The organism is Ruegeria arenilitoris, from assembly GCF_013032445.1.
GTDB classification, from domain to species: Bacteria; Pseudomonadota; Alphaproteobacteria; order Rhodobacterales; family Rhodobacteraceae; genus Ruegeria; species Ruegeria arenilitoris_F.
This window is the reverse complement of record NZ_WQCA01000010.1, coordinates 25,105-39,960: the sequence shown is the minus strand read 5'-3', so window position 1 is coordinate 39,960 and position 14,856 is coordinate 25,105. Positions and strand designations below refer to the sequence as shown.

Below are 14,856 nucleotides of genomic sequence, written 5' to 3'. Positions count from 1 at the left end.
ATGCCCGTCATCGCCCTGATCGTCATCGGTGCCGCCGCCGGATTTCTGGCCACTCGCCTGATGCGGATCGAAGCCGACATCCCCACAACCATGTTGATCGGCATCGTGGGTGCGCTGGTGGGCGGTTTCCTTCTGCGCGCATTGATCACTGTTGCGGGTTGGCTTTCGGGTTTTGTCGGCGCCGTGTTGGGCGCGTTGCTGGTCATCTGGATCTGGCAAACCTATCTGCGTCGCTAACCTCTTGACCACCGGGTGGGTTACCGGCCAGATCGCCGTAACGCTCAACCCGAAAGTTACGCCATGCCCTATGATCTGAACCCTGGTGACGTCGCCCTGATGGGGGTGCCGCTGGACCTGCATTCGTCCTTCCTGCAAGGGCCTGCCTTCGCGCCTGGCCGCATCCGCGAGGCGCTGCATTCCGGAGCGGCCAACCTGACTGCAGAGGATGGCACCGATCTAGGCGCGACAGATCGGTTCAAGGATACAGGCGATCTGGACGTGTTCGAAATGATGGGACAGGAACCCATCAACCGGATTGAAGCCGGGGCCGCTGATCGCATTGCAACCGGTGCGCGGTTGTTGTCACTGGGCGGCGATCACTCGGTGGCCTATCCGCTGATCAAGGCACATGCCGAGCGCTATGAGGGGCTAAACATCCTGCATATCGACTCGCACCCGGACCTTTATGACAGTCAGCAGATTGGCCCGCTGGGCCATGGCTGCCCCTTCGCGCGGGTGATGGAGACCTGCAAGATCAACCGCTTGGTTCAGGTTGGTATCCGCACGATGAACAAGCACCAGCAGGAGCAGGCCGACAAGTTCGGGGTTGAGGTGATCGACATGCAAAACTGGCGCCCCGATCTTGAGATCAGCTTTGACGGCCCGGTCTACCTGTCGCTGGATCTGGACGCACTAGACCCGGCCTTTGCGCCCGGTGTTTCGCATCATGAACCCGGCGGGCTGAGCACGCGTGAGGTGATCAACCTGATCCACCGGTTCAAAGGGCAACTGGTCGGTGCAGATATTGTCGAGTTGAACCCGCATCGCGATCCGTACGGGATGACCGCGATGGTGGCGGCGAAATTCGTCAAGGAAATCGGCGCGCGGCTGCTGTCGCGCTGACGCATGCGGGTTTCGCAACTCGCCGTCGAACCCGGCGACCGCACGCGGTCGTGAAATCAGGGCAAATCGCTGTTGAAGATGGAAATCTTGACCTTCCACGTCCCATCGGGTTGGCGTTGCAGGACATTGACGAATTTCCCCTGTTCTGGAGGGTCCGAGTTCTCGATGGCATAAGTTCCGACCTGATATGCCATATCCCCTTCGACCCCGAAATCGACCAATTCGTTTTTATGCGTGCCACCGGTGTTTTCTGTGATCCGCGATCGGTAGGTGTCTAGAAAAGCTGCCTTGCCGCACGTCATGGGCTCTCCGGGTGGCAAAAGCATGATGTCCTCGGTAAAGAATGCGGCGCAGCCTTCTGCATCACCGCGATTGAACGCCTCGTTGTAGGCGGCGTCAAAATCTTCGAGCGTTTTCTTCATATCCATGGGCACTCTCCGTGACGGCTCTTGCTGAGAACGGTCACCCGTATCGTGCCACGCAGGGCACTAAACCACAAACGTGCGTTTTCCTGGGTCAGTTACCGCCGGGGCGGGCGGCTTTTGTAGACAGGCAGTTGCCAGCCAAACAGCAGCGACCCGGCCCGCAAGGCCCAGCAGATCAGCGCGCAGGCGGCAAGGGCGAGGAGTTCCTCGAAACCAAGTCGGTCTGCCACGACGGCGGTCAGCGCCCCTGCAAAGGCACAGGAGACATACAATTCGCCCTGTTTCAGGACCAGAGGCACCTCGTTACAAACCACGTCGCGCATCAACCCGCCCAGACAACCGGTCGAGATACCCATCAGCACGACGATAACACCCGATTGGTCCAATGAGAGTGCGGCGCCCGTTCCGGCAGCCACCGCGACGGAAAGGGCGAAACTGTCCAGCCAGACCAGCCAGTTATAGCGGCTTTCGACCAAGTGCGCGGTGAAGAACACCAGAACTGCCGCGGCGACCGCGATGAGGATATAATCGGGCTGACCGACCCAGAAGATTGGATCTCGGTTCAGCAGCAAGTCCCGCACCGTGCCGCCGCCCACCGCCGTCAGGCAGGCGATGAAGGCAAACCCGACAAGATCCAGCTGCGCCCGGCTGGCCACCAATGCGCCGGTCAGGGCAAAAACCAGAACCGAGGCATAGTCCAGCAGGGCAAGCCCGCTCACGTCTGCGCCTTTTTCGGCTTGAACGGGACCATGCCTGCGCGGGCGAGCTCGTCGGCTTTTTCGTTTTCGGGATGGCCTGCGTGGCCTTTCACCCATTCCCAAGTCACATCATGGCGGGACTGTGCCTCATCCAGCCGCTGCCACAGATCGACATTCTTGACTGGTTTCTTGTTCGAAGTTTTCCAGCCGTTCCGCTTCCACCCGAAAATCCAGCCGGTGACGCCGTTTTTTACATAGGCGCTGTCGGTAACGACAGTGATCTTCGAGGCTCGTTCCAGCGTTTCCAGCGCGCTGATCGCGGCCAGAAGTTCCATGCGGTTGTTGGTGGTCTCAGCTTCACCGCCCTTCAACTCGCGCTCTTTCAGGACTTTGTCGCCGTCGACCGCGCGCAACAGTACGCCCCAGCCTCCGGGGCCGGGATTGCCGGAACAGGCGCCGTCGGTATAAGCAAACAGCTCAGGCATGGGCCAGTACCAGAATGAACCCGTCATAGGACCCAGCCAGACCGGTACCCATGCCCGTGGTGATCCGGTCGATGGTGAAACCAGCCTGATCCAGCGCCTCTTCGATCTCGGTCTGCGAGAAATAGGTGTAGTAGCGATCCAGATCGTCGCGATGCTCACCCGTGCCCAGTTTCAGGCCAAGGAAGAAAACGCCTTCGGGCTTCAGCGCCCGGTGAATCGCCGCCAGATGGCGGGGGAAATCCGCGCGCGGTGCATGCAGCAGGGAAAAGCTGCAATAGATACCGTCATACTCGGCCTCTTCGGTCACATCGTCAAACGTGCCCAGATACGCATCGACGCCGTTTTCACGGGCATGTTCGACAAAGGCCGGGGTTGCGTCCAGCGCCCGAACGGTCAGCCCCTCACGCATGAAAAACCCACTGTCCGACCCGGGGCCTGCACCCAGATCCAGAATGTGACCCGAGCCAACGGCCTCGGTAAAGGCCCTGCGGGCTTCGATCTGCTCCGGGGGCAGGGGAACCTGAAGGTAGTCCGCCACGCGGGTTGTATAGGCGTCGATGGTTCGTTTGTCGGTCACAGGTAAACTCCCACGGCAAGGCAGGCCAGTACGATGGCGGTCAGCGTCACGCGCAGCCGCAACCACCAGGTTGGGGTCAGGCGCCAATAGGCAAAGAGGGCGTCCAAAACCAACACCCCGGCAAATCCGTACATCAGGTTGGTGCCAGCGCTGACCGGGCCGCCACCGGTTTTGAAGAAAGCCCACAGCGCAGGCAGAACCGACAGCAGATAGCAAGTCGCCGCCTTACCGCCCGAGGTCTTGGTGGCGAACCCCCACAGTACCCCGGACATGAAGCTGAGGATCACCGAGCCGTAGAACAACTGGACGTAGGGGCCCACCATACGCGATCCGAAAGTTTGCGTACCCCAGTTGTGCAAATCATCATTCAGATAGGTCAGCGCCCCCCAGACGAACGGGATCAGTCCGGCCAGCCCCAGGAACAGCGGGGCTCTTGGAATGCCGCTCATGCGGGTTGCCTCAGAACGCGGGGGACTTTGAATTCGACGTTCTCGACGGCGGTTTCGACCAGCTCGACGGTCACGTCGAAATGATCCCGGAACGCGTCAATCACCTCATTGACCAGCACTTCGGGGGCTGAAGCGCCTGCGGTAATGGCCACGGAAGAGATGCCCTCAAGAGCCCGCCAGTCAATATCAGTCGCGCGTTGTACAAGCTGCGCATAGTTGCACCCGGCGCGCGAGGCGACCTCGACCAGACGGCGCGAGTTCGAAGAGTTCGGCGCGCCGACCACCAGTAGTGCATCCGATTTCGGCGCGACGGCCTTGACGGCCTCCTGCCGATTGGTGGTGGCGTAGCAGATGTCTTCCTTATGCGGACCGACTATGGCCGGGAACCGGGCCTCGAGCGCGGCAACGATATCCTTGGTGTCATCTACCGACAGAGTGGTCTGGGTGACGTAGGCCAGCTTGTCCGGGTTGCGCACCTGCACGGAGGCCACATCTTCGACGGTTTCGACCAGAAGAACCTCGCCATCGGGAAGTTGGCCCATGGTGCCGACCGTTTCGGGATGGCCCTTGTGGCCGATCATGATCATTTGCAGCCCAGCATCGGCGTGGCGCTGGGCCTCGACATGCACCTTCGAGACCAACGGGCAGGTGGCGTCGACATAGATCATCTCGCGCTGCGCGGCCGTCGCAGGCACGGATTTCGGCACGCCATGGGCCGAGAAAATCACCGGGCGGTCGTCGGGGCATTCGTCCAGTTCTTCGACAAACACAGCGCCTTGCGCACGCAGTCCGTCGACGACGAATTTGTTGTGCACGATCTCGTGGCGCACATAGACCGGCGCGCCCCATTTCTGCAGCGCCATTTCGACGATCTTGATCGCCCGGTCCACACCGGCGCAAAAGCCACGCGGAGCGGCAAGGTATAGGGTCAACGGGGGCTTGGTCATGTCGCGGTCTCCATAGGCCACAGGTAAGTCTTTTCCCTGCCTTGGTCCAGACGCCACATTGTCATTTACCTGACATGAATCGGTGCTAGCCAGAGTTCGTTTTCAGCACCTGTTCTTAGTTAAAAAAGCGCGGTCAGGTTTTTATACCTGTCCGCGCCTATTTCTTCCCCCGGTTTGGTGAGTGGTCGGGGTTTTACTGTCCGCCGGCAGCGGCAACGCTGCGCGGCTCCATTGGCATTTCACGCGGAGGCCGTCCGATCACGTCGCGCAGGTCTTCCAGTTCGATGAAGTTGTCGGCCTGACGGCGCAACTCGTCCGAGATCATCGGCGGCTGGCTGCGGATGGTCGAGACGACCGACACGCGCACGCCCTGACGCTGCAAGCTTGCAATCAGCGGGCGGAAATCCCCATCGCCCGAGAACAGCACGATATGATCGACGCGCGGCGCCAGTTCCATGGCATCAACGGTCAGTTCGATGTCCATGTTTCCTTTGACTTTCCGACGCCCCATGCTGTCGGTGTACTCTTTTGCCGGTTTCGTCACCATGGTGAAGCCGTTGTAATGCAGCCAGTCAACCAAGGGACGGATCGGCGAATACTCGTCATTTTCAAGCAGCGCTGTGTAGTAGAAGGCACGAAGCATTTTGCCGCGGCGCATGAACTCCTGGCGCAGCAATTTGTAGTCGATGTCAAACCCCAGTGCTTTTGCGGCCGCATAAAGATTCGAGCCGTCGATGAACAGCGCTAGCCGTTCGTCTTTATAAAACATAAATAGATCCTTCCGGTACAAACCAGCAGCGCCGGGTGGTAGGTGAGTGAGCTAGGTATAAAAATCGACGCGCTGATGCGCCTATAATTAAGGCATTTAGTGTGTATCGCAAGTATGCAATTCGCCGAATAAAGGGAGTCTAATGAGCAATTGTACGTCAGAAGCGGTGATTGCGCTGGGTGGAAATCTCAGTTTGAGAGAGTCAGGACCCAAGGTGACACTTGAAAGGGGAATTGACGCGATTTTGCGTCATGGGGTGATGATTCGTTCTGTCAGCCGCTTTTTTGAAACCCCCTGTTTTCCGCCTGGCGCAGGACCGGACTACGTGAATGCGGCCGTTCTGGTCGAGACGGACAAGACCCCGGGCGAACTGTTGCAGGTGTTGCATGAAGTCGAGCATGAATTCTGTCGTGAGAGGATTCAGAGGTGGGGGATGCGGACGCTGGATCTTGACTTGGTTTGTTTTGACGATCTGGTTCTGCCGGATCGCACCGAATATGATAAATGGCTGGCTTTGCCGCCAGAGGCGCAGACGCAACAGGCTCCGGATCAACTGATCCTGCCGCATCCGCGCGTGCAGGATCGGGCGTTCGTTCTGGTCCCGATGGCGGATGTGGCCCCCGACTGGCACCATCCCGTGCTCGGGCGGACCGTTACCGAGATGCTTGCAGCGCTGCCTGCGGAAGATATTGCGGCGGTGACCCCCCTGTGAATGATGCATTTGCGGCATTTCTTGCTTGTCAAGGCGGGGATTCGCGCTTAGATAAACGTCTTCCTGACATGGATTCAGTAACGGAGAGCGCCCAATGGCCCGCGTGACGGTTGAAGATTGCGTAGACAAGGTTCCAAACCGGTTTGAGCTGGTGATGCTTGCCGCCCATCGTGCGCGCGAGATTTCCGCCGGTGCGTCGATCACCGTTGATCGTGACAACGACAAGAATCCTGTCGTGTCCCTGCGCGAGATTGCCGACGAAACTCAGAGCGCTGACGAGCTGCGTGAGCGCCTGATCGAGGCCAATCAGACCCAGATTGAGGTGGATGAGCCGGAAGAAGATCAGATGGCTCTGCTCATGGGTGCCGAGTCGGACAAACCTGCCGATGACGACATGTCGGAAGAGAAGCTGCTGCGCGCTCTGATGGAGGCTCAAGGCCAGGGGTAATCCCCAAAGACGAAGGTGCGGACCGGATGATTTCTGCTGACGACCTGATTGCGCTGGTCCGCAACTACAACCCCAAGACAAATGCTGACCGTATCACCCGGGCCTATGAGTTCGGAAAAGAGATGCACGAGGGTCAGTTCCGCCATTCTGGCGAGCCCTATTTCACTCATCCCGTTGCCGTTGCCGCCATCTTGACCGAACAGCGTCTGGATGATGCGACCATTATCACGGCGCTGCTGCACGACACGATCGAAGATACCAAAGCCAATTACGGCAAGGTGGCCGAGTTGTTTGGCGATGAGGTTGCCAAGCTGGTCGATGGCGTGACCAAGCTGACCAATCTTCAACTCTCCAGCCGTGAGACGAAGCAGGCCGAGAACTTCCGCAAGCTGTTCATGGCTATGTCCAAGGACCTTCGGGTTATTCTGGTTAAGCTGGCTGACCGCCTGCACAACATGCGCACGATCAAGGCAATGCGGCCTGAAAAGCAGATCGTCAAAGCCCGCGAGACGATGGATATCTACGCGCCGCTTGCAGGCCGGATGGGTATGCAGTGGATGCGCGAAGAACTGGAAGACCTCGCGTTCCGTGTTCTGAACCCCGAAGGTCGCCAGTCGATCATTCGCCGTTTCATCACTCTGCAACGCGAAACTGGCGACGTAATCCACCGCATCACTGGTGACATGCGGTACGAGCTGGAAAAAACCGGAATCGAGGCTGAAGTGTTCGGTCGCGCCAAGAAACCCTATTCAATCTGGCGCAAGATGCAGGAAAAGGACCAGGGCTTCTCGCGTTTGTCCGACATCTACGGGTTCCGTATTATCACGCAATCGGAAGAAGACTGTTACCGGACACTCGGTGCAATTCACCAGCGTTGGCGCGCGGTGCCGGGGCGGTTCAAGGACTATATTAGTCAGCCGAAATCAAATGGTTACCGCTCGATCCATACCACGGTCTCGGGCCGTGACGGTAAGCGGGTAGAGGTGCAGATTCGCACCCGACAAATGCATGACGTTGCCGAAACCGGTGTCGCGGCGCATTGGTCCTATCGTGACGGTGTCCGCTCGGAAAACCCGTTCGCTGTCGATCCGGCCAAGTGGATCGCAAACCTGACCGAGCAATTCGACAGCGAGGATGATCACGAGGATTTCCTTGAGGCTGTGAAGCTCGAAATGTACTCGGACCAGGTGTTCTGCTTCACACCCAAAGGCGACGTGGTGAAGCTGCCGCGTGGTGCGACGCCGATTGACTTTGCCTACGCCATTCACACTCGCATCGGCCATGCCTGCGTTGGCGCCAAAGTCGATGGCGTCCGCGTGCCGCTGTGGACCCGGATCAAGAACGGGCAGTCGGTGGACATCATCACAGCGGACGGTCAAACCCCTCAGGTTACGTGGCTTGAAATCGCGGTGACTGGTAAGGCGCGAACCTCTATCCGTCGCGCCTTGCGTGAAGTAGACCGCGAACGGTTCATCAAACTGGGCAAAGAGCTGGCGCGCTCAGGGTTCGAACATGTTGGCCGCAAGGCCACCGACAAGGCTCTGGATACGGCGGCCAAACACTTGCGTCTGAAAGACCGGCACGAATTGCTGGCCCGCCTCGGCAGTGCTGAATTGACGGCGCATGATGTGGTCAGCGCGGTCTATCCAGAACTGACGCAGGATGACGGCGATGCCATTTCGCCGCGTCGCGCAGTGATCGGTCTTGAGCCTGGACAAAAATTCGAGCGTGCGCCCTGCTGTCAGCCGCTTCCAGGGGAACGGATCGTAGGTATCACTTATCGCGGCAGGGGGGTGGTCGTGCACGCGATCGACTGTGACCGCCTGTCCGAATACGAAAGCGAACCTGACCGCTGGGTTGATCTGCACTGGCATTCGGGCACGCACCCGGCCGCATATGGCGTTACGTTGGATTTGACCATCGGCAATGACGCTGGGGTACTGGGGCGTATTTGCACATTGATCGGCGAAAAAAAGGCCAATATCTCGAACCTGGAATTCGTTGATCGCAAACCGGATTTTTACCGTCTGCTGATCAGTGTCGAGCTGCGCGACCTTGAACAGCTGCATTCGCTGATGCTGATGCTTGAGGCCGAAAGCGACGTTGCCGCGGTCGAACGGCATCGGGACAGGGAAAAAACCGCAGTTGCGGCTGGCTGAGAAGGGGTGATCAGGAGTGGTTTTCAAGCGCCGAGACCGACGCTCACCCATTCGGATCGCTTCGGAGTTTGTCTATCCGCGCGGTGGCTGGACCCGGGCCTTTCATTACGTCAAACACCGCATCCGGCGTCTGCCGGATTCACCTGAGCGCATCGCGCGTGGTGTCGGAGCGGGTGTGTTCACCGCCTTCACGCCGTTTTACGGATTCCACTTCGTTATCGCGGCCCTGCTTAGCCGTCTGATTAACGGCAACTTGCTGGCCTCGCTCAGCGGAACGTTTTTCGGAAACCCGCTGACCTATGTGCCCATCGGCGTCATCTGTCTGCAAACCGGGAATTTCCTGCTGGGCGACGATTTTGACGAAGGTGAAACCCACGGCCTGATGGACAGTTTTTTCAAGGCGTTAAGCGACCTGAAGAACAACTTCATGGCGATGTTCACCGACCGCGTTGCCGACTGGCGTGGCCTTGACGTGTTCTACGACGAGGTGTTCTTTCCCTATCTGATCGGGGGTATTTTACCGGGGCTTCTGGCGGGGTTTATCTGTTATTATCTCAGCCTGCCGGTGGTTCGGACCTACCAGCAGCGCCGCCGCGCCCGGATCAAGGCAAAATTCGATGAAATCAAACGGTTGGCGGAAGCTGAACCTACCGTTCCCGTAGCTAACCCTGTAGGCTCGGACCGAAACCCGGAAAAGGAAACAAGCGATGTCTGACAATCACCTTCGTCTGGGTGTGAATATCGACCACGTTGCAACTGTGCGCAACGCTCGCGGCGGCTCTTATCCGGACCCACTGCGCGCGGCTAAACTGGCGGAAGAGGCTGGGGCGGACGGCATCACCGCTCATCTGCGCGAAGACCGCCGCCACATCTCGGACGCCGATATCGACGGGTTGATGGAGGTTCTGTCGGTGCCGCTGAATTTTGAGATGGCCGCCACGCCCGAAATGCAGCGCATCGCCCTGCGCCACAAACCGCATGCGGTCTGCATCGTGCCCGAAAAGCGCGAGGAACGTACCACCGAAGGCGGGCTTGAGGTCGCGCGCGAGGAAAACAAACTGGCCCATTACATCGCGCCCTTGCGCGAGGCTGGTTGCCGCGTGTCCATCTTTATCGCCGCCGACCAGCGCCAGATCGAAGCCGCCCACCGCATCGGTGCCGAAGTGATCGAACTGCACACCGGTGCCTATTGCGACGCTCAAGCCGAGGGCCGCATGGACGAGGCCGCGCGTGAGCTTGAAAGCTTGCGTGAAATGTCTGCCTTCGCACACTCACTGGGGCTTGAGGTCCATGCGGGCCATGGCCTGACCTATGACACGGTGCAGCCTGTTGCGGCCTTCCCCGAGGTGCGCGAGTTGAACATCGGCCACTTCCTGATCGGCGAGTCGATCTTTCTCGGGCTGACCCCAGCCATTGCCGAGATGCGACGGCTGATGGATGAGGCGCGGTTATGATTGACCCCACATCCCTTGCGGTTTCGGCCATGGCATTTTTTATCGTCGCCGTGTCGCCCGGTCCTGCAAACATCTCAAACGCTGCTGTTGCTATGAGTTTTGGCCGAAAAACCAGCCTCATATACGGGGCCGGGTTGTCATGCGGGCTGGTGTTTTGGGGTTTGGTTGCGGCTAGCGGAATGGGCGCCGTACTTCAGGGCTCGGTTTATGTCTTGATGGCGCTGAAAGTACTCGGAGGTCTTTATCTGTTTTGGTTGGCGTTGCAGTCGGGGCGCTCCGCGGCACAATCGGAAGCAGACGAAATGGCGTTGCCAGACAAAGGGCGCTGGTTCTGGCGTGGGCTGGTTCTGAACCTGTCCAATCCCAAATCGGTTATTGCGTGGATGGCAGCCTTGTCTATGGGGCTGGGCCCGGACGATGGCGTGGTATCTGTTGCCGCAGCAACGCTGGTTTGCATGGCGGCAGGGTTTGCAAACAATGCGCTCTATTCAATTATATTTTCGGTCAGTGGAATGATGGCCGGATACCGTCGGTTTCGGCGCTGGATCGATGGTTTTGTCGCGGGTTTGTTTGCTGTTGCGGGGCTGGGGCTGATTAAATCGGCGTTTTCAAGATGATCCTCGGCATCGGCACAGACCTCGCAAATATCGACCGCATCCAAGGCACTCTTGATCGCTTCGGCGATCGCTTCCGCAATCGCGTCTTCACAGAGACCGAGCAGAGCAAGGCTGAACGTCGCGCCGACACTGCGGGAACCTATGCCAAACGCTGGGCCGCGAAAGAGGCGTGCTCCAAGGCGTTGGGAACGGGGCTGCGCATGGGTATCGCGTGGAAGGATATGGCGGTCACCAATCTGCGCACCGGCCAGCCCGTCATGCACGTTACCGGCTGGGCCGCCGAACGTCTGAAAGAGATGACACCCGAAGGGCATGAGGCGATCATCCACGTCACTTTGACCGATGACCACCCTTGGGCGCAGGCCTTTGTGGTGATCGAAGCGCGACCGCTTCAAGATTAGGCCACGTAGCCTTGACTTGCCCCCCTCGGCCCCGCATGTAGCACCCCAACAATGCAAGGACCGGAGAGCAGTATGGCCGAGGACGTCAAAACCGGAAATCCCGTATGGGAGACGATCAAAACCATCGTCTACGCCCTGCTGATCGCAGGCGTTTTCCGCACCTTGTTCTTTCAGCCGTTCTGGATTCCCTCGGGGTCGATGAAACAGACCCTGCTGATCGGGGATTTCCTGTTCGTCAATAAAATGGCCTACGGTTATTCCTATGCGTCCTGCCCCAGCCTGATTATTCCCAGCGTCGGTCTGAACATCGACGCCGAAGATATCTGCGGCTGGATGCAGGGAGACGACAATTCGCGCATCCTGGGCGGAGAACCCGATCGCGGCGACGTTATCGTCTTTCGCCACCCCGTCACGGGGCGCGATTACATCAAACGCCTGATTGGTTTGCCGGGTGACCGCATTCAGATCCGCGAGGGTCAGATCATACTGAACGGTACTCCGGTATCCCAGCAACCCGACGGTGTCTTTACGGAAACCGCCGCGCCGCAGGGTCCGCAGGGCCTGCGCCCTCGTTGTGAAAACGGTCCAGTCGGGATTGGTGGAGTGTGCGAGAAATCCCGCCTGATCGAGACCTTGCCCAATGGCGTTTCTTACGACGTGTTGAATATCGGAAATCAAGCGTCCGATAACACCGGTATCTATACCGTGCCCGAAGGCCATTACTTTTTTATGGGTGATAACCGAGACAATTCCAGCGACAGCCGTCTGCCGCAATCTGCTGGCGGAGTGGGCTATGTGCCCTATGAGAACCTGATTGGTCGGGCCGACCGGATCATGTTCTCGTCCGCAGGTCGGTCGATGCTGTTTTTCTGGACATGGCGCGGGGATCGGTTCTTCAAGGCGGTCAATTGAAGCTCTCGGCCGATATCAAAGCGTTCCAGCAGCGTTTGGGGTATGAATTCACCAACCCCGAGCTTTTGGTGCGCGCGTTGACGCATGGATCCGTCTCGTCGGCCACCCGACCCGACAACCAGCGGCTCGAGTTTCTGGGCGACCGGGTTCTGGGCCTTGTCATGGCCACCGCGCTGCTTGAGGCAGACAAAAAGGCTTCGGAAGGTCAGCTGGCGCCACGGTTTAACGCGCTGGTTCGGAAAGAAGCCTGTGCAGATGTTGCCCGTCAGATTGATCTGGGTGCGGTTCTTAAACTGGGCCGGTCCGAGATGCTGTCCGGTGGTCGTCGTAAACAGGCCCTGCTGGGCGACGCGATGGAAGCCGTGATCGCGGCTGTTTATCGCGATGCCGGGTTTGAAGCTGCACGTGACGTGATCCTGGCGCTCTGGGGCGACCGCATCCACACGGTCGAGGCTGATGCCCGCGATGCGAAAACCTCGCTGCAGGAGTGGGCGCAGGCACGGGGGCAGAAACCGCCCAACTATGTCGAAGTCAAGCGCAGCGGCCCGGACCACGCACCCGTCTTCACCATCGCCGCCCGCTTGCAGGACGGGACCGAGGCGCAGGCAACAGCAGGATCAAAGCGTCAGGCCGAACAGGCCGCAGCCAAGGCCCTTTTGGAGCAGTTGAAGTGAGCCATGGGCTCACGCAATGAGGATCCGACCTGCAGCGAAAACGGACGCGGCCGCTCTTGCGGCTTTGTCGATTGAGGTCTGGGTTGGCACTTATCTGCGGCGCGGGGTGAATTCCTTCTTCGGCGAATTTGTTTTGTCAGAATTCACGCAGGGCAAGTTTGAGGCCATTATTGACGCAGGACATGATCTTCTGGTGGTGTCGGATAATCAGGATGGGATCGACGGGTTTATTCGGTTGGCTGACGGGCGAGACGCACCCGTCGATGGGCTGTCCGATCTGGAGATTGTCACGTTCTACGTTCAGCCAAGCCATCACGGGAAGGGGATCGGTTCGGCCTTGTTGGACGTTGCGACCGACTATTGTCGGGGCAAAGGCCGGAACTCGATCTGGCTCACGACCAATTCCGAGAACAAACCCGCGATTGATTTCTACATCGCAAAAGGGTTCAAGCAGGTCGGCACAACGGATTTCCGGATCGCGGATCAATGCTATCCGAACCATGTCTTGTCTCTGGACGTCACAGCGCAGGTCTAAGTCACCCGAATAAATCCGGTCAGCCCCGTTTTCTGATGCTCGATCACATGACAATGAAAGGCCCAATCGCCGGGATTGTCCGCGACCAGAGCAATCTCGACTACCTCGTCCTTCAAAAGAAGCATTGTGTCGGTCATCAACGGAGCCAAAGTTCGAAGGTTCGACTTTAGCGGCACAAAAGCCAACCCATGCAGGTGGATCGGATGCAGGTTCGGAGATTCATTACGTAGACGCAGCACATAGCTCTTTCCCATCTGCAACGTTGCCAGTGGTCCTACGCCTTGCGCGGCATCTCCGGGCCAGGGTTTGCGGTTGATAGACCAGAAGTTATAGCCCAGAGACCCACAGAAACCGTTGGTTGGCTCACCTCCTTCGGGTGTCCAGCCGAAGACAAATTCATGCAGTTCGGCGTTTGCCAAATCCGGCTTGGCCACCGGGTTTTCCGGCAGGGGACGCAATTCGCGCAGGTCACGCCCGACAGAGCGACCAACCGCCCGCAACTGCGTCATCGCTCGATGCGGCTGACCGGGCAGCTTTGCCATAAGTTCAACAGTCTGACCTTCGCCTGAAGGCATCTGTATGGCAAAGTCCACCCGTTGACCCGGACCAACCAATAGCGGGTCTTCTGCTGTTGGCATTGGAAGATCGATGCCGGTCGGATGCCCATCCCAGGCAATGATCCGTGCTGTAGCCCCATTCACGTGCAGCTTGTAGATACGTGTCGTGTCGGTGTTCACCACCCGAAGACGCACCAACCCGCCCGAGACATGGTCGTAGACCGGCGCATCCAGCCAGTTGGCGGTCTGCACATTTCCAAAAGTCCCTGCACGAGCCGCTCCGCGCGCTGTATAGGCAGGTAGGAACTGATCCTGCTCATCCAGCCGGAAATCGCGAAGATTGATCACCTGTTCACTGTCGAAACCGGGATCTTCCGCTTCGGCAATCACCATCACACCGGTCAGGCCATGGGCCATTTGCTCCATCGTCATGCAATGGGGGTGATACCAATAGGTACCCGCGTCCGGAGGCGTGAACTCATAGTTGAAAACCTCATTGGGCCCGATCGGCATTTGCGTCAAATAGGGAACCCCATCCATCCCGTTGGGAATACGCAACCCGTGCCAGTGCATCGCAGTGTAGTCAGACAAGGTGTTGCGCACTGGCAGGCGCATCATTTCGCCCTGTTTGCCGTACAAGACCGGGGGCGGTGCGTCCGGCGAAAGGCTGACCATGCCATTTGTCACCTGATCACGCAGGGCGAAGCTGGCGGGTTGTATGGCCAGTTCCTGTGTACCTGCTTCGAGCCCAAACGCACCTAGACCCAGCGCTCCAGCGGCGGCACCGCTGCCCAGCAGAAACTCACGTCGTTTCATTGTTGCCTCATTTGATTGAAGATTGCCTGGCTGGGGTTGGCGCGGCGTAGCACGGTCTTGCCATCGAAACAGCATGGCTGCAATGCGACAAATCCCTCT

At 58.7% G+C, this 14,856-nt stretch carries 20 protein-coding genes; 12 read left to right on the top strand and 8 right to left on the bottom strand.

What is annotated here, in order from left to right; translation table 11 throughout:
* Both GOW98_RS15690 and speB read left to right on the top strand, forming a co-directional pair.
* Positions 1-237 (top strand): GlsB/YeaQ/YmgE family stress response membrane protein, encoded by a 237-nt coding sequence (locus tag GOW98_RS15690; protein ID WP_170333744.1) that lies wholly within the window; start codon positions 1-3, stop codon positions 235-237.
* 63 nt (positions 238-300) lie between these two features.
* Positions 301-1,122 (top strand): agmatinase, encoded by an 822-nt coding sequence (gene speB / locus GOW98_RS15685; RefSeq protein WP_170333742.1) that lies wholly within the window; start codon positions 301-303, stop codon positions 1,120-1,122.
* Between the two features lie 56 nt (positions 1,123-1,178).
* Here the strand turns inward: speB and GOW98_RS15680 are convergent, their stop codons facing one another.
* From GOW98_RS15680 to GOW98_RS15650, 7 genes are all read right to left on the bottom strand, one after another.
* A complete protein-coding gene (locus GOW98_RS15680; protein ID WP_170333740.1) occupies positions 1,179-1,550 on the bottom strand; it encodes a YybH family protein in 372 nt (123 codons plus the stop codon).
* A gap of 92 nt (positions 1,551-1,642) precedes the next feature.
* Entirely contained in the window at positions 1,643-2,266 is a 624-nt protein-coding gene (locus tag GOW98_RS15675; protein ID WP_170333738.1) for a trimeric intracellular cation channel family protein, read from the bottom strand.
* Positions 2,263-2,730, bottom strand: a complete 468-nt coding sequence (gene rnhA / locus GOW98_RS15670) for a ribonuclease HI (RefSeq protein WP_170333736.1) — start codon at positions 2,728-2,730, stop codon at positions 2,263-2,265. The genes GOW98_RS15675 and rnhA overlap by 4 nt, the downstream gene beginning before the upstream one ends.
* Positions 2,723-3,307, bottom strand: a complete 585-nt coding sequence (locus tag GOW98_RS15665; RefSeq protein ID WP_170333733.1) for a class I SAM-dependent methyltransferase — start codon at positions 3,305-3,307, stop codon at positions 2,723-2,725. Before GOW98_RS15665 ends, rnhA begins: the two co-directional genes overlap by 8 nt.
* Positions 3,304-3,756 carry a DUF3429 domain-containing protein gene (locus GOW98_RS15660; RefSeq protein WP_170333731.1) on the bottom strand — a complete coding sequence of 151 codons (453 nt, stop codon included), beginning with the start codon at positions 3,754-3,756 and terminating at the stop codon, positions 3,304-3,306. Before GOW98_RS15660 ends, GOW98_RS15665 begins: the two co-directional genes overlap by 4 nt.
* A complete protein-coding gene (ispH, locus tag GOW98_RS15655; protein WP_170333729.1) occupies positions 3,753-4,703 on the bottom strand; it encodes a 4-hydroxy-3-methylbut-2-enyl diphosphate reductase in 951 nt (316 codons plus the stop codon). The genes GOW98_RS15660 and ispH overlap by 4 nt, the downstream gene beginning before the upstream one ends.
* Before the next feature lie 193 nt (positions 4,704-4,896).
* Entirely contained in the window at positions 4,897-5,472 is a 576-nt protein-coding gene (locus tag GOW98_RS15650; protein WP_058283597.1) for a LabA-like NYN domain-containing protein, read from the bottom strand.
* A 142-nt stretch (positions 5,473-5,614) separates the two neighbouring features.
* Here GOW98_RS15650 and folK point away from each other — a divergent pair, with 142 nt between their 5' ends.
* The 10 genes from folK to GOW98_RS15600 all read left to right on the top strand — a co-directional run bounded on the left by folK (position 5,615) and on the right by GOW98_RS15600 (position 13,384).
* Positions 5,615-6,184, top strand: a complete 570-nt coding sequence (gene folK / locus GOW98_RS15645; RefSeq protein WP_170333727.1) for a 2-amino-4-hydroxy-6-hydroxymethyldihydropteridine diphosphokinase — start codon at positions 5,615-5,617, stop codon at positions 6,182-6,184.
* Positions 6,185-6,278: 94 nt separating this feature from the next.
* Positions 6,279-6,632, top strand: a complete 354-nt coding sequence (rpoZ, locus tag GOW98_RS15640; protein WP_170333724.1) for a DNA-directed RNA polymerase subunit omega — start codon at positions 6,279-6,281, stop codon at positions 6,630-6,632.
* Positions 6,633-6,658: 26 nt separating this feature from the next.
* Positions 6,659-8,791, top strand: a complete 2,133-nt coding sequence (locus GOW98_RS15635) for a RelA/SpoT family protein (protein WP_170333723.1) — start codon at positions 6,659-6,661, stop codon at positions 8,789-8,791.
* 16 nt (positions 8,792-8,807) lie between these two features.
* Positions 8,808-9,506, top strand: coding sequence for a DUF2062 domain-containing protein (locus tag GOW98_RS15630; RefSeq protein WP_170333721.1), 699 nt, complete (start codon positions 8,808-8,810; stop codon positions 9,504-9,506).
* A complete protein-coding gene (locus GOW98_RS15625; protein WP_170333719.1) occupies positions 9,499-10,245 on the top strand; it encodes a pyridoxine 5'-phosphate synthase in 747 nt (248 codons plus the stop codon). The genes GOW98_RS15630 and GOW98_RS15625 overlap by 8 nt, the downstream gene beginning before the upstream one ends.
* Positions 10,242-10,862 (top strand): LysE family translocator, encoded by a 621-nt coding sequence (locus GOW98_RS15620; protein WP_170333718.1) that lies wholly within the window; start codon positions 10,242-10,244, stop codon positions 10,860-10,862. The genes GOW98_RS15625 and GOW98_RS15620 overlap by 4 nt, the downstream gene beginning before the upstream one ends.
* On the top strand, positions 10,859-11,263 hold the full coding sequence (acpS, locus tag GOW98_RS15615) for a holo-ACP synthase (RefSeq protein ID WP_170333715.1): 405 nt from the start codon (positions 10,859-10,861) through the stop codon (positions 11,261-11,263). The genes GOW98_RS15620 and acpS overlap by 4 nt, the downstream gene beginning before the upstream one ends.
* A 72-nt stretch (positions 11,264-11,335) precedes the next feature.
* Positions 11,336-12,175 carry a signal peptidase I gene (gene lepB, locus GOW98_RS15610; protein ID WP_170333714.1) on the top strand — a complete coding sequence of 280 codons (840 nt, stop codon included), beginning with the start codon at positions 11,336-11,338 and terminating at the stop codon, positions 12,173-12,175.
* The gene (gene rnc, locus GOW98_RS15605) at positions 12,172-12,849 is read left to right on the top strand and encodes a ribonuclease III (protein ID WP_170333711.1); all 678 of its coding nucleotides are present in this window, start codon (positions 12,172-12,174) and stop codon (positions 12,847-12,849) included. The genes lepB and rnc overlap by 4 nt, the downstream gene beginning before the upstream one ends.
* A gap of 16 nt (positions 12,850-12,865) precedes the next feature.
* Positions 12,866-13,384: a GNAT family N-acetyltransferase gene (locus GOW98_RS15600; protein ID WP_170333709.1), complete on the top strand. Its 519-nt coding sequence runs from the start codon at positions 12,866-12,868 to the stop codon at positions 13,382-13,384.
* Here the strand turns inward: GOW98_RS15600 and GOW98_RS15595 are convergent.
* Complete coding sequence (locus tag GOW98_RS15595) at positions 13,381-14,757, bottom strand: multicopper oxidase family protein (RefSeq protein WP_170333707.1); 1,377 nt, start codon at positions 14,755-14,757, stop codon at positions 13,381-13,383. The genes GOW98_RS15600 and GOW98_RS15595 overlap by 4 nt on opposite strands.
* Positions 14,758-14,856: the final 99 nt, after the last annotated feature.

Bases quoted from the DNA above. Each gene is read 5' to 3' on its own strand.
- ispH (WP_170333729.1), bottom strand. From the start codon at position 4,703: ATGACCAAGCCCCCGTTGACCCTATACCTTGCCGCTCCGCGTGGCTTT.
- GOW98_RS15660 (WP_170333731.1), bottom strand. From the start codon at position 3,756: ATGAGCGGCATTCCAAGAGCCCCGCTGTTCCTGGGGCTGGCCGGACTG.
- GOW98_RS15620 (WP_170333718.1), top strand. From the start codon at position 10,242: ATGATTGACCCCACATCCCTTGCGGTTTCGGCCATGGCATTTTTTATC.
- GOW98_RS15600 (WP_170333709.1), top strand. From the start codon at position 12,866: ATGAGGATCCGACCTGCAGCGAAAACGGACGCGGCCGCTCTTGCGGCT.
- GOW98_RS15595 (WP_170333707.1), bottom strand. From the start codon at position 14,757: ATGAAACGACGTGAGTTTCTGCTGGGCAGCGGTGCCGCCGCTGGAGCG.
- GOW98_RS15635 (WP_170333723.1), top strand. From the start codon at position 6,659: ATGATTTCTGCTGACGACCTGATTGCGCTGGTCCGCAACTACAACCCC.
- GOW98_RS15690 (WP_170333744.1), top strand. From the start codon at position 1: ATGCCCGTCATCGCCCTGATCGTCATCGGTGCCGCCGCCGGATTTCTG.
- GOW98_RS15650 (WP_058283597.1), bottom strand. From the start codon at position 5,472: ATGTTTTATAAAGACGAACGGCTAGCGCTGTTCATCGACGGCTCGAAT.
- GOW98_RS15680 (WP_170333740.1), bottom strand. From the start codon at position 1,550: ATGGATATGAAGAAAACGCTCGAAGATTTTGACGCCGCCTACAACGAG.
- GOW98_RS15625 (WP_170333719.1), top strand. From the start codon at position 9,499: ATGTCTGACAATCACCTTCGTCTGGGTGTGAATATCGACCACGTTGCA.
- acpS (WP_170333715.1), top strand. From the start codon at position 10,859: ATGATCCTCGGCATCGGCACAGACCTCGCAAATATCGACCGCATCCAA.
- rpoZ (WP_170333724.1), top strand. From the start codon at position 6,279: ATGGCCCGCGTGACGGTTGAAGATTGCGTAGACAAGGTTCCAAACCGG.
- speB (WP_170333742.1), top strand. From the start codon at position 301: ATGCCCTATGATCTGAACCCTGGTGACGTCGCCCTGATGGGGGTGCCG.
- rnhA (WP_170333736.1), bottom strand. From the start codon at position 2,730: ATGCCTGAGCTGTTTGCTTATACCGACGGCGCCTGTTCCGGCAATCCC.
- folK (WP_170333727.1), top strand. From the start codon at position 5,615: ATGAGCAATTGTACGTCAGAAGCGGTGATTGCGCTGGGTGGAAATCTC.
- lepB (WP_170333714.1), top strand. From the start codon at position 11,336: ATGGCCGAGGACGTCAAAACCGGAAATCCCGTATGGGAGACGATCAAA.